This window comes from Aureimonas sp. AU22 (genome assembly GCF_001463745.1).
In the GTDB taxonomy this organism is placed as follows: domain Bacteria; phylum Pseudomonadota; class Alphaproteobacteria; order Rhizobiales; family Rhizobiaceae; genus Aureimonas.
In genome coordinates, this window is sequence record NZ_BBWJ01000026.1 from 69,670 (window position 1) to 83,116 (window position 13,447).

The window sequence follows — 13,447 nt, forward strand, 5'->3', positions numbered from 1 at the left end:
CGGCCGACCGGCGCGGCGACCGTCAGGCCGAAGCAAGCGACGCGGGCGCGGGCGCGGCGGAGGGCCTCTTCACACCCGCGATGCGCCGGCCGAGGGGGCCGTCGAAGAAGCGGGCGGAGGTCCAGGCGAGCGCCACCGTCGCGACCATCGGCACGACGAGATAGGGGTAGAAGCCGACCACCGCCATCGGCTCGAGGACGCGGTTCCAAAGCACGGACAGAAACAGCGCCTCGGCGACGGGGTGCAGCAGGTAGATGCCGAACGACAGGCGCAGGACGCCCATCGCGGGCGCCAGGAACTCGGTCGAGCGCGGCCGCGCGCTTTCCGACAGACCGGTCAGGAGGATGGCGAGGAACAGGAGTGCGAGCGTCAGGTGGACGGACTGGTTGGCGGCCATCACCGCGAAGGCGGCCGCCAGCGCCAGGCCGCCCGGCACATGCGAACGCACCTCGATCGCGCGGCCCGCGACCAGCGCCGCGGCAAGGCCTCCCGCCACGAAATCGGCGAAGGCGCGATAGGCGCCGAACGTGTTGGCGTCGGTCCAGTGGCCGCTCGGGAACACGCCCTGCGCGCTCCACACTTCCAGAACCGCGATCCAGCCGAACAGGAGAAGGCAGAGGCCGGGCAGGCCCGCCTCGCGCCAGATCAGGACCACGACGGGAAACAGGAGATAGCAGAAGAACTCCGCGCTCACCGACCAGCTGGGATAGTTGAAGCCGAGATGGTCGGTCGTGCCCCACGCATGGACCATCGCGAGGTGGAGCGGCAGGTCCGAGAACGCCCAGCGCGCGGGGTCCTGGAACGTCATCAGGCCGAGCGGCCCCGCCAGGCCGAGGCCGGCGAAGAACAGAAGCGTGACGAGGTGCAGGGGATAGATGCGGGCGAGACGCCGGCGCAGGAAGCGGCGGTAGTCGTTCACCGTCGTCATCCCGGGCGCATAGCGCGCCGCGATGACGAAGCCCGAGATCATGAAGAAGGCGTCCAGCATCGGAAGGAACCGGTACATGAGGACCGGTCCGACGGCGGCGTCCGTGCCGGGCGCGAAGAACATGAAATGGTAGACCATCACGAGAACCGCCGCGCAGAAGCGCCAGCAATCGAAGATCCGGTAATGCATCGACGGTCCTCGTCGTGGCGTGATGGCCCCTGCCTTACGGTCGCGGCGTGAGGAAACCGTTCACGCCGGGCAAGGCGCGCCGGCGCAAGGCGGCGCGCGAACGCCGCAGCGTTCGCGACCCCCGCATCAGGCGGCGCGGCGCGTGCCGACATGGGGGGGCAGCATCCTGCCCCGGGTCTCGCCGATCTCGAACTGCGCCACGAGCTCGCTCAACTCGCCCGCCTCCACCCGCAGGGACTGGCTCGACGCGGCGGCCTCCTCCAGCATGGCGGCGTTCTGCTGGGTGATCTGGTCGATATGCGAGACGGCCGTGTTGATCTCTCGGATGCCGGTCGACTGCTCGGCCGCCCCGCGCGCGATCGCCGCGACCTTGGTGTCGATCTCCAGCACCTTGGCGGCGATGCCCTGCAGCGAGGTGCCCGCCCGCTCCACGTAGGTCACGCCGACCTCCACCTCGTGCGAGGCGTGGGCGATGAGGTCCTTGATCTCCTTGGCGGCTTCGGCCGAACGCTGCGCGAGGCCGCGCACTTCCTGCGCCACGACCGCGAACCCGCGTCCCGCCTCGCCGGCGCGCGCGGCCTCGACGCCGGCGTTCAGGGCGAGGAGGTTGGTCTGGAAGGTGATCTCGTCGATCACGCCGATGATCTTGGCGATCCGGGCCGAGGAATGCTCGATGGCGCGCATCGCCTCGATGGCCTGGCGCACCACCTCGTCGGAGGCCTGCGCCGCCTGGCAGGCGCTCTTCACCGTGGTGGTGGCGGAGGCGGCATGGCCGGCGCTCTCGTTGACGCGCACGGTGATGTCGGCGAGCGCGGCGGAGGTTTCCTCCAGGCTCGCCGCCTGGCCCTCGATCCGGCGCGCCATCTCCTGCGCCGCCGCGGTGATCTCGCCGGTTCCGCCGTCGATGCTGGCGACCGCGCCTGCCACGGTGCGGATCGTGTCCTCAAGCTGGGAGACCGCCGTGTCGAAGTCGGCCGCGAGTTGGGCATAGGCGCCGCCGATGCGCCCCGACAGGCGGCACGTGAGATCGCCGGCGGAAAGGCGCGCGAGACCGGCGCCGATGAGGCTGACGACTTCGGCCTGCTCCGCCGCCGCGCGGCTGCGCTCCGCCTCGCCTTCGCGGCGGGCGGTCTCGGCATGGACCCGTTCCTGCGCGGCCACCGCTTCGGCCTGACGTCCGGACGCGAGTTCATGCCGGAAGCCTTCCAGCGCGATGGCGAGCGCCCCCGCCTCGTCGCGGCTGCGCTGCCCTTCGATCGGCTTGGTGTAATCGCCGGCGCTGAGGGCCTGGACATCGTGGAGAAGCTGCTGCATCGGCCGGCGCACGACGCGGTGCGAGGCCAGCGCAAGGGTTGCGAGCGCGATGAGGACGAGAAGCGCGCCGCCTCCGATGAGAAGCGTGAGCTCCTCGTTCACCGGCCCCGCCACCACGGCCGCCGGCACGTCCACCAGCGTCGCCCAGGTCAGCTCGAAGCCGGGCACGGTGAAGGGCAGGACGACGCGGGTCGAGCCGTCCGGCAGAAGCCCCAGCACGCGCGGCTGGCCGTCGGCGACGGCCTTGGCGATTTCGCCCGCGCCGACGTCCTCGTAGGGTTTGGTGCGCATGGCGGCATCGGGCGCGACCAGCCAATTCTCGTCGCCCGTCACCAGGAGGGCCCGGCCGGTGCCGAAGGGCTTGAGGGCCGAGACGGTCGCCGCCAGCTCCTGCATGCCGACGTCGATGCCGGCGACGCCGATCAACTGGCCGCCGGAGCGGACGGGAAAGGCCGCCGACGACATCAGGACGCCGGTTTCCGACAGGTAGGGCGCGGTGAGATAGCCGCGGCCGCGCGCCACCGGCTCCTTGTACCAGTCCGCCTCGTACTTGGCGCCAAAGGTGCTGTATTCCGCGGTGCCGTTCGCCGATCGGGTCCAGTAGGGGGTGAAGGCGCCGTCCTTGTTGGCGCCGACGCCTGCGGGATCGCTCACGCCGTCGATGCCGCCCGGCGCTTCCGCCATCCAGGAGCCGAAGAGGTTGGGATAGGTGCCGATCGCGGGTTTGAGCATGGCGACATAGGTCGCGCGGTCGCGCAGGCCCGCTTCGTGTGCCGCGCCGATCGCCCCGGCCAGCGCGTTGCCGACTGCCGTGGCCTGGCCGAGGCCGGTGCCGATCGTGTTGGCGACGGCGCGCGCTTCGGCCGTCGCCCGGTCGATCGCCATCGCCTCGATCCGCGCCGACGAGTCGGCGGAAACGAGCGTGATGGCACCGGCGAGGATCAGCGTGATGGCGCCGCCCGCCGCCAGGATCAGCTTCGCGGACAGGGAGCTGGCGATCGATGGCATGGCGTCCTCGCAAGGGGAGACGGAGCAGAGCTGCCGCCATCTCTAGAGGCTTTCCGATAAGATTTCGTTGTTGCCCCTTGCGCCCGGCTCTCCTCCTTGCATCGCCGGTGGCGCCGAGCGATTCCACAACGGAAAAGGCCCCGGCGGGATGTCCCGCCGGGGCCTTTTTGTTCGCGTCGCCCGAAGCGCCGGCCGATCAGGCCGACTTCTTGCGCTCGTCGTCCTGGACTTCCTCGAAGTCGGCATCCACCACGTCGTCGCGCCCGCCCTGCGACGAAGCGTTCGGCTGGCTGCCGGCGTCCTCGTCGCCTTGGCTCGCCTCGTACATGGCCTGGCCGAGCTTCATCGACGCTTCCGCCAGCTTGTCCGACTTGGCCTTGATCGCGTCGGCATCGGCGTCCGGCTTGTCGAGCTCGGCGCGCAGCTCCGCGATGGCATCCTCGATCGCACGGCGGTCGGTTTCGGAGACCTTGTCGCCGTAGTCCTTGAGGGACTTCTCGGCCGAGTGAACGAGGCTCTCGCCCTGGTTCTTGGCCTCGACGCCGGCGCGGCGCTTCTTGTCGGCGTCGGCGTTCTGCTCGGCTTCCTTCACCATCTTCTCGATGTCGGCGTCGGACAGACCGCCGGAGGCCTGGATCGTGATCCGCTGCTCCTTGTTGGTGCCCTTGTCCTTGGCCGACACGTTGACGATGCCGTTGGCGTCGATGTCGAAGGTCACCTCGATCTGCGGCACGCCGCGCGGTGCCGGCGGAATGCCCTCCAGGTTGAAGCGACCGAGCGACTTGTTGTCGGCCGCCATCTCGCGCTCGCCCTGGTAGACCTGGATGGTCACGGCGTTCTGGCCGTCCTCGGCGGTCGAGAAGACCTGGCTCTTCTTCGTCGGGATCGTGGTGTTGCGGTCGATGAGGCGCGTGAACACGCCGCCCAGCGTCTCGATGCCGAGCGAGAGCGGGGTCACGTCGAGAAGGAGCACGTCCTTCACGTCGCCCTGCAGCACGCCGGCCTGGATCGCGGCGCCCATGGCGACGACCTCGTCCGGGTTGACGCCCTTGTGCGGCTCCTTGCCGAAGAAGGCCTTCACGACCTCCTGAACCTTCGGCATGCGCGTCATGCCGCCGACCAGCACCACCTCGTCGATGTCGGACTGCGAAAGGCCGGCATCCTTGAGGGCGGCCTTCATCGGGCCGACCGTGCGCTGCACGAGGTCATCCACCAGCGCCTCGAACTTCGAGCGCGTCAGCTTCAGCGTCAGGTGCTTCGGGCCGGAGGCGTCCGCCGTGATGAAGGGCAGGTTGATCTCGGTCTGCGAAGCCGACGACAGCTCGATCTTGGCCTTCTCGGCCGCTTCCTTCAGGCGCTGAAGAGCGAGCTTGTCGTTCTTCAGATCGATGCCCTGGTCCTTCTTGAACTCGGCAGCGAGGTAGTCGACGAGGCGCATGTCGAAGTCCTCGCCGCCGAGGAACGTGTCGCCGTTGGTCGACTTCACCTCGAAGACGCCGTCGCCGATCTCCAGCACCGACACGTCGAACGTGCCGCCGCCGAGATCATAGACCGCGATCGTCTTGCCGTCGTTCTTCTCGAGGCCGTAGGCGAGCGCGGCCGCCGTCGGCTCGTTGATGATGCGCAGGACGTCGAGGCCCGCGATCTTGCCGGCGTCCTTGGTCGCCTGGCGCTGGGCGTCGTTGAAGTAGGCGGGAACCGTGATGACGGCCTTCTCGACCTTCTCGCCGAGATAGGCTTCCGCGGTCTCCTTCATCTTCTGAAGGATCATGGCCGAGACCTGGCTCGGCGAATACTTGTCGCCGTGTGCCTCGACCCAGGCGTCGCCGTTCGAGGCGTTGACGATCTTGTAGGGCACGAGGCCCTTGTCCTTGGCCACGGTCGGGTCGTCGTAGCGACGGCCGATCAGGCGCTTGACCGCGAACAGCGTGTTCTCCGGGTTCGTCACCGCCTGGCGCTTGGCCGGCTGGCCGACGAGGCGTTCGCCGTCGGTCGAGAAGGCGACGATGGAGGGCGTCGTGCGCGCGCCTTCCGCGTTCTCGATCACCTTCGCGGTCTTGCCGTCCATGACGGCGACGCAGGAATTGGTGGTTCCGAGATCGATGCCGATCACCTTCGCCATGTCGTGTCTCTCCTTGTTGAGCGTGAGGCCCGGACCCTCGATCGAGGCGTTCCGTCGGACCTCACCTGGGAATTCGGATTCCGGTTCGCCGAAGGGCTCGGATGAAGCCGTTCCGGCGGGCTGAGGGCTATATATGAATGGGTTTTCGGGCGCGCAAGACGGCGCGCGCACCGCGCATGCACGCGTCCGAAGGATCGACGGCTACGCGTGAAAGTGGCGAAATCGGGAACTCTCCCCGCCTCCGCCTGTTGAGCCCCCAAGCGTCCGCTGGACGGGTTGTCGCAGCCCGCCGAGCGGCGGCACCCGTACGCAAGAGGGCCGTTTCATGAACAGCATCATCTACCTCATCGGCTTGATCGTGGTCGTCCTGGCCATTCTGTCGTTCCTCGGCCTTAGGTAAGGAGCCAACCCATGTCCGACACACCAAACCCGGGCGCCTCCGCGCGCTTCGACGACGACCGCAGGACGGTGGAAGGCGCCGCCCGCAACGAGGCGGACTCGGCGCGCGCGCAGGCCGGAAAGGCCGGCGAGACCGTGCGGCAGGAGGCTTCGAACCTCGCATCCAGCGCCAAGCAGAAGGCCTTCGAGGGCGTCGAGCAGGGCAAGTCGGCTGCGGCATCCAGCCTCTCCGACTTCACCGCCGCGATCCGGAAGGCGTCGGACGAGCTTGGCGAGCGTGACCAGTCCATGGCCGCCGGCCTCGCCCGTCAGGCGGCATCCGGGCTGGAGCAGGCCGCCGACGCCCTGAACGGGCAGAGTGTGCAGGAGATTACCCGGTCCGTCAGCGACTTCGCCCGCCGCCAGCCGACCGCCTTCCTGGTGGGCGCCGCGCTCGCCGGCGTCGCGCTCGGACGCTTCGTTCGCGCCTCGAGCGACCATGCCGGCCCGCTCGGGGCCGACCACTCGCGTTCCGACCGCTACAACGACGACTGGCGTCGCGAGAACGTCGGGCCGCGCCACGGCGCCTCGTCCTTCTCGAACCGTTCCACGAGCCAGACCGAAGGGCCGAGCGGGCGTGGGAGTTCAACCGCCACCGATGCGGCGTTGAACCGATCCGGCGCGTCCGGCTCCACCGGCACGAGCGGTCTGTCCTCGACACCGTCCGCGGCCTCCTCGTCCCAGGCGGACGCGACGGGCTACCGGGCACCCAGCGCCTCGCCGCAGACGTCGGCGCTGAACCAGCCGGGCGTCTCGGGTTCCACCAACACGACCGGCCTGTCCGGCGCGTCGTCCACCAACACGGGAGAGCGCTCATGAGCGTCGATCCGCAACCCGGCCGGTCCGTTCCCGACCTCCTGGGCGACCTTCTGCGCGAGACGACGGAGCTCTTCCGCACGGAAGGCAAGCTGATCCGGGCGGAGATTTCCGACAAGATCACGCAGGTGCAGCTCGCCGGCGGTTCGCTGGTGGCCGGCGCGATCTGCCTCCTCGTCTCGCTCATCGTTCTCGCCGGCGCCCTCGTCGTAGCGCTCGGCAAGATCATGGACCCCGCTTGGGCCGCACTCCTCGTCGGCGTCGTGATCGCCGTCATCGGTGTGGTTCTCCTCGCCGCCGGCAAGAAAAGCCTTGAAGCCGTCAACCTCGCGCCCGAGCGCTCGCTCGCGCAGCTGCAGAAGGACGGGCAACTCGTGAAGGAGCAGACGCGATGAGCACGGAGACCGAACGTCTCGCCCGCGAGGCCGAGGAGCGCCGCTCCAGCCTCGACGCCACCCTGGAAAGCCTTAAGGGCAAGCTGTCGCCGGGCCAGATCGTCGACGAGGCGATGGGCTACCTGCGCGAGGGGCAGGGCGCCGACATGGCGCGCACGCTCAACCGGCAGGTGCGCGACAACCCGCTCGCCCTCGGGCTGGTGGGCGCCGGCATCGCCTGGCTGATGCTCGGGCAGGGCGTGAAGGATGGAGCCCGCGACACCGGCCGCCGGCTTCGCGACCGCTACGACGACACGTTCGGCGATCGCGACGACCGCGACTGGAGCGCGTCCGACTGGTCCGACGACGATCGCGATAACCGGTTCGAAAGCTACAACAGCGGCTACGAGGCGAACCGCACGCGCGGCGTGACCTCGGGTCCATATCCCAGCGCGAGCGGCAGCTCGTCGCTCGGCGCGAGCGGCAGCTCGTCGTTCGGCGCGAGCGGCAGCTCGTCGTCTTCCGGCATCGGCTCGACCCTGTCGGACGCGGCATCCTCGGCGCGCTCCGGCGCCTCGAATGCCGCCTCCTCGGTGGGCTCGGCCGCATCCGATGCGGCCAGTGCCGTCGGCGATGCCGCCCGCAGGGTCGGCGACACCCTGTCGGATGCCGCCTCGTCCGCTTCCGGCAGCGCCTCGCGCCTGTCGCACGACGCTCGCGACGCCGCCGCCCGTGCCCGAGACGCGTCCTATCGCGGCGTTTCGCGTGCCGGCGATCAGGCCTCGTACTACGGTCGTCGCGCTCGCCGCACCTTCCTCGACACGTTGCAGGACGAGCCGCTGGTGCTCGGCGCCGTCGCGCTCGCCGTCGGCGCGGCGATCGGCGCGGCGCTGCCCTCCACGCGCACGGAGGACGAGTGGCTCGGCGAAACGCGCGACCGGCTGCGCGACGAGGCCGTCGGCTACGGCCGCGAGGCGATCGACAAGGCCGGCACCGTCGCGCAGAAGGCCTACCAGGCCGGCAGCGCCGAGGCCGAGGCCAAGGGGCTGAAGCCGGAAGGGGGCAGCGGCGAGACGATCGCCGAGAAGGTCTCTTCCGTGGCGCAGGCTGCCTACGGCACCGCCAAGGACGAAGCCAAGAAGGAAGGCCTCAGCTGAGGCGACGCATTCCCGCGACATGAAAAGGCCGCCGGCAGGACCTGCCGGCGGCCTTTTGCGTTTCAGCAGACCTCAGCCCCCGAAGAGGCCGCGGAACAGAGAGCGATCGCTCGCCCGTCCCCCCGGGGCCGGCCCCTCCAGGACCGCGTCGGGCGGCAGCTGGTCGGGCCTGACCGCGATCGCCGGTCCTTCCAGAACGGCATCGGGCGGCAGCTGGCGCCGGCCGACGGTGCGCGGCGGGCCGACGTCGGCGGGCGGGCGCATGCGGGCGGGCTCGCCGTAGTCGTATTCCGGTGGCGGGCCGCCATAGGCGTCGTCGCCGTAGGGATCGTCTCCGCGCGGTGGCGGGCGACGGGCGTATTCGGGCTCGGGCGGCAGGTCGCGGTAGCCCGGCGTGCGCCGATACTGCGGTTCGGGCTGGGGCTCGCCGCGCGCCGGGCGCTCGGCATAGCCGTCCTGTCCCGGCACGATGCCGCCGGGCGCTGCCATCGGCGGCAGGCTGCCGTCGTCGGCGCCCGGCATGCCCGGTGCGTCGGAACCCGGTCCCGGCAGCTCGTTGCTCTCGTAGACCGGGTTGCCGTCCGCATCGTAGCCCATGATCCGGTCGCCGTAGCCCGACGCCATCGGCTGGTTGCCGGGCTCGCCGATGCGGTAGTCGCCGGGCAGGGGCATGGCTGGCAGTCCCTCGTGGGCCGCCGTCATGAACTCCTTCCAGGCGTCGGCCGGCAGGGAGCCGCCCGTCACCTGACGCATCGGCTTGCCGTTGTCGTTGCCGAGCCAGACGCCGGTGGTGAGATTGGCGGTGTAGCCGACGAACCAGGCGTCCTTGAAGTCCTGCGTCGTGCCGCTCTTGCCGGCGACCTGCCAGCCCTTCAGCGCCGCGCGCCGGCCCGTTCCGGAGGAGACGACACGCGTCATCATCGCGTTCATCATGCCCACGATGTCGGCGGTCACGATCACGGGCGGCACCGCGTCGTCGCGCTGGTAGAGCAGCTTGCCCGAGACCGTGGTCACCTTGTTAACGAGATGGGGCGTCGCCTGGTAGCCGCCGTTGGCAAACGTCGCGTAGGCGCCGGTCAGTTCGAGGAGCGAGACCTCCGAGGTGCCGAGCGCCAGCGACGCGTTGTCGACCAGCGGCGAGTTGATTCCCATGCGCTTGGCCGTCTCGATCACGGCGGCGGGACCGACCTGGGCGGTGAGCTGCGCGGCGATCGTGTTCAGCGAGCGCATCAGCGCGTCCGCCACCGTCACCGGGCCGCGGAAGCGGTTGTCGTAGTTCGAGGGCGACCAGTTGCCGATCTTGACCGGCGCGTCGTTCATCACCGTCTCCGGCCGGACGCCGTATTCCAGCGCCGTCTCGTACACGAAGGGCTTGAAGGCCGAGCCCGGCTGGCGCTTGGCGTCCACCGCGCGGTTGAACTGCGAGGAGGCGTAGTCGCGCCCGCCGACGATGGCGCGGATGGCGCCCGTGCCGTCGATCGAGACGAGCGACCCTTGCGTCACGTTCTGGGTCGCCCGGTCGATCGTGTCGGCGATCGCCTTCTGCGCTTGTTTCTCGAGGGTGAGGTCGATCGTCGTCTCGACGACGACGTCCTCCTTGATCTCGCCGCCGACGAGAAGCGGCAGATCGCGCATCACCATGTCGGCGGCGTAGTGCTCGGGACCGGTCCAGAAGCTGCGGGCCTTGGTGGGCTTGGAGGCGAGGGCGTCGTCGGCCTCGGCCTTGGTGATCTTGCCTTCCTCCAGCATCGCCTGGATGACGACGCCGGCGCGCGCGCGCGCGGCCTCCGGGTCGCGGGCCGGCGACAGGCGCGAGGGCGCCTTCAGGAGGCCGGCGAGCGTCGCCGACTCGATCAGCGTCAGCTCATCCGCGTTCTTGTCGAAATAGCGCCGGGCGGCAGCCTGGACGCCGGTCGCGCCGGAGCCGAAGTAGACCCGGTTGAGGTACATCTCCAGGATCTGGTCCTTGGAGAACTTGGTCTCCAGCCAGAGCGCCAGGATCGCCTCCTGCACCTTGCGCTGCAGGGTCTGGTCGGGGGTCAGGAAGATGTTCTTGGCAAGCTGCTGGGTCAGCGTCGAGCCGCCCTGCACCGTGTCGCCGGCGGCGATGTTCTCGGAGAAGGCGCGCAAGATGCCGACGGGATCGACGCCCCAATGCGTGTAGAAGCGCCGGTCCTCGATCGCCATGACCGCCTGCGGCACGTAAGGGGAAATCCGGTCGAGCGCGACCGCCTCCCCGCCCGTCGTGCCCCGGTCGGCCAGGAGCTCGCCCGAAACGGAGACGATCTTGACGTTGGGCGGCCGGTCGGGGATCGCCCAGGCCTCCTGCGGCAGCTTGATCGCGAAGTAGCCGATGACACCGAGGCCCGCGATCCCGCCCCAGAACAGGACCAGGAACGACAGGCGCACGAGGTGGCCGAGAAACGAGCGTCGGCGCCGCGGCCGTCCGAAGAAGCCGCGCCGGCCCCCGTCGTTGCCGCCGTTGTCGCCGCCGCCGGACCCGCCGTCCGAGCCGCGCCGGCCGCCGCGCTTGTCGGAGCCAAGGTCCCGGGCGCGGCGCGTCGCCTCGCCGTCGATCTGGCGGCCGCGCGGCGCGCGCGCGGCGCTCGCCACGGCCCGGTCGTCGGCCGAGATGCGGATCTCGTCGCCCTTGGCCTCCCGCCCGCCGAAGCTCGGCTCGATTCGCTCGCCCTTGCGCCTCGCGGCCATCGCGACTGTCCCCTCGTCTTTCGAACGCCGGCCGCTGCCCGGCGCCGCTCGGCCCCGGATGCTGCCGGTTGCATGCGATCCATGGGACGGAGCGCCTGAACGCGCGCTGAACTTTCCAGCCGCGCACGGACCCGCCGACAGCCGTTCCCATGGTTGGCCGTGCAGACTAAATGCGGCGATTTAACGGGGCGTTAACGAAGGCTGACAGGGGGTTAAGGGCGAAGCGGACGCGGCGGGACGCGCCCCGGAGTCCGTCGCTAAGATGCCAAAAGGCCCCGCTCGCGAGCGAACGGGGCCTTCCGGATGCCGAAGGGCGGACGTCGATCAGAACAGGTCGATCGAGAACCGCTTGGAGAGGCCGAAGCCCGCGAAGAACTGGTCCTCCGAGCCGACCTTGACGATCGGCGAGTCGGCCGCGTCGCCCACCATGCGCTCGTAGGCGGCGTTGGCGTTCAGGAACCAGTCCGGGCGGAACTCGTAGCGCGCGGAGGCCGCGACGCCGACGGACTTGAAGCCGCCGTCCGCGTCGTAGGCGCCGAGGCGCCCGCCCGAGGCGATCGACTCGATCGGACGCACCGAGAAATAGGTGCTCATGTAGTTGGAATCGGCAAAGGTCGTGCGCGGTCCGAGCTTGAACTCCCACTCCGCCGTCGGGCGGGAGATGAAGTCGAAACCGGCGCCGCCGACGAAGCCCTCGCCCTCGTTGAAGGCGTAGCGGCCCTCGCCGTAGATCTCGATGTTGAGCGTGTCGTAGACCGGGAACTCGTAGCCCGCGCGAAGGCCGAGCTGGTAGCTGCGCTCCAGCGGCAGCGTGCCGTCGAGCTCGCGGTACTTGTCGGCGTTGCGCTTGTCGATGAAGCGGAAGGACGGCGAGATGCGCAGGCCGCCGCGCCGCTCGTCCGGCGAGCCGATGTCGAACAGGCCGGGAATGCTGAGGTACTGGAGGCCGACGATCGGGAAGCCCGACACGTCGTAGTCGTCCGAGCCTTCATAGGCGGGCTGCGTCGAGATGCCGGCGCCCAGCTCGATGATCAGGTCGGCATTGTTGACGATCGCCACTTCGCTCGTATCGACCGTGCCGTAGTCGGCGACGTCGGCGGCGAGAGCGGGCACTGCCAAGAGGGACGAGGCAGCCAGGAGGCCGGCGAGAAGACGATGCGACATGACGAACTCCGGTGGCGACAAGGACGCCTTTGCGATCATCTTTCGCACCAGCCGTTCCGTTTCAACCGCAGAGGCGCCTCGACCGAGTCTTCCCGGCAACGCCGTTGCCTTGGGGACACAGCCAATTGACCGGTGCGACCGGGTTTCGACAGCGGCGCGGCCCGTGGCCGATTGCGCGGCGCCGCCCGGACGGTCATCCTTCGCGCGCTGCCCGGGAGGGCCGTTCCAGGGAGGACGCATGAAGACCCTATCCACGATTGCCGGAGCGTTCGCGCTTCTTGTCGCCGCCGCCTCGGGCACCGCCGCGCAAGGGTATCCCGACAAGCCGATCACGCTCGTGGTTCCGTTCGCGGCCGGCGGCTCGACCGACCTCGTGGCCCGCACGATCGCGCAGAAGATGAGCGAGCGGCTGGGACAGCAGGTGCTGGTCGACAACAAGGGCGGAGCGGGCGGAAACCTCGGCGCGACCTTCGTGTCGCAGGCCGCGCCCGACGGCTACACGATCCTGATGGGCACGATCGCCACGCACGCCCTGTCGGCCTCGCTCTACGCCAAGCCGCCCTTCGACCCGATCGCCGACTTCACCCCGGTGGTCTGGCTGGTCACCGTGCCGAACGTCCTCACCGTCAACAAGGACTATCCCGCCAAGACCGTGGCGGAGCTCATCGCGCGGCTGAAGGAGCGTCCGGGGGAGGAGGTCTATTCGTCCTCCGGCAACGGCACGCCGCTGCACCTGTCGGGCGAACTCTTCAAGTCGATGACCGGCACCGACATGGTGCACGTGCCCTACCAGGGGTCGGGCCCCGCGCTGGTGGACGCGATCTCGGGCGCGGTGCCGATCAACTTCGACAACCTGCCCTCCTCGACGGAGTTCATCCGGTCGGGCGCGCTGCGCCCGCTGGCGGTGACGACGAAGCAGCGCGCCGCCAATTTCCCTGACGTGCCGACCATGGAGGAGGCCGGCGTGCCGGGCTACGAGACCAACACCTGGAACGCGTTCTTCGGCCCCGCCGGCCTGCCGCCCGAGGTGGTCGCGACGCTGAACAAGGCCGCCAACGAGGCGATCGCGGATCCCACGGTGAAGTCGCGGCTCGCCGAGGTCGGCGCGACGGTGGTGGGAGGCACGCCGGAGGAACTCGCCGCCCATGTCGCCAAGGAGATCGCCCGCTGGAAGCCGGTGATCGAGACGGCCGGCGCCCGGATCGAGTAGCGTCTACCCCAAACCGTC

The 13,447-nt window shown here is 69.8% G+C and carries 9 protein-coding genes; 4 read left to right on the forward strand and 5 right to left on the reverse strand.

The window, feature by feature from the left end; all coding sequences use genetic code 11:
• Positions 1–22: 22 nt before the first annotated feature.
• The 3 genes from AUL34_RS09405 to dnaK all read right to left on the reverse strand — a co-directional run bounded on the left by AUL34_RS09405 (position 23) and on the right by dnaK (position 5,603).
• Positions 23–1,117, reverse strand: coding sequence for an acyltransferase (locus tag AUL34_RS09405; protein ID WP_061933453.1), 1,095 nt, complete (start codon positions 1,115–1,117; stop codon positions 23–25).
• A gap of 126 nt (positions 1,118–1,243) precedes the next feature.
• Positions 1,244–3,439, reverse strand: coding sequence for a methyl-accepting chemotaxis protein (locus tag AUL34_RS09410; RefSeq protein WP_061933454.1), 2,196 nt, complete (start codon positions 3,437–3,439; stop codon positions 1,244–1,246).
• 196 nt (positions 3,440–3,635) lie between these two features.
• Positions 3,636–5,603, reverse strand: coding sequence for a molecular chaperone DnaK (gene dnaK / locus AUL34_RS09415; RefSeq protein ID WP_082653273.1), 1,968 nt, complete (start codon positions 5,601–5,603; stop codon positions 3,636–3,638).
• Between the two features lie 369 nt (positions 5,604–5,972).
• On the opposite strand from dnaK, the gene AUL34_RS09420 reads away from it, so the two are divergent.
• The 3 genes from AUL34_RS09420 to AUL34_RS09430 are packed head-to-tail and all read left to right on the forward strand — an operon-like array spanning position 5,973 to position 8,346.
• Positions 5,973–6,818 carry a hypothetical protein gene (locus tag AUL34_RS09420; RefSeq protein ID WP_061933456.1) on the forward strand — a complete coding sequence of 282 codons (846 nt, stop codon included), beginning with the start codon at positions 5,973–5,975 and terminating at the stop codon, positions 6,816–6,818.
• A complete protein-coding gene (locus AUL34_RS09425; protein WP_061933457.1) occupies positions 6,815–7,210 on the forward strand; it encodes a phage holin family protein in 396 nt (131 codons plus the stop codon). Before AUL34_RS09420 ends, AUL34_RS09425 begins: the two co-directional genes overlap by 4 nt.
• Positions 7,207–8,346: a DUF3618 domain-containing protein gene (locus AUL34_RS09430; RefSeq protein WP_061933458.1), complete on the forward strand. Its 1,140-nt coding sequence runs from the start codon at positions 7,207–7,209 to the stop codon at positions 8,344–8,346. The genes AUL34_RS09425 and AUL34_RS09430 overlap by 4 nt, the downstream gene beginning before the upstream one ends.
• A gap of 72 nt (positions 8,347–8,418) precedes the next feature.
• On the opposite strand, the gene AUL34_RS09435 is transcribed toward AUL34_RS09430, so the two are convergent.
• Positions 8,419–11,055, reverse strand: coding sequence for a transglycosylase domain-containing protein (locus AUL34_RS09435; protein WP_061933459.1), 2,637 nt, complete (start codon positions 11,053–11,055; stop codon positions 8,419–8,421).
• A 324-nt stretch (positions 11,056–11,379) separates the two neighbouring features.
• The gene (locus AUL34_RS09440; protein ID WP_061933518.1) at positions 11,380–12,219 is read right to left on the reverse strand and encodes a MipA/OmpV family protein; all 840 of its coding nucleotides are present in this window, start codon (positions 12,217–12,219) and stop codon (positions 11,380–11,382) included.
• A 238-nt stretch (positions 12,220–12,457) separates the two neighbouring features.
• Between AUL34_RS09440 and AUL34_RS09445 the strand changes: the two genes are divergently transcribed.
• A complete protein-coding gene (locus tag AUL34_RS09445; RefSeq protein WP_061933460.1) occupies positions 12,458–13,429 on the forward strand; it encodes a tripartite tricarboxylate transporter substrate binding protein in 972 nt (323 codons plus the stop codon).
• Positions 13,430–13,447: the final 18 nt, after the last annotated feature.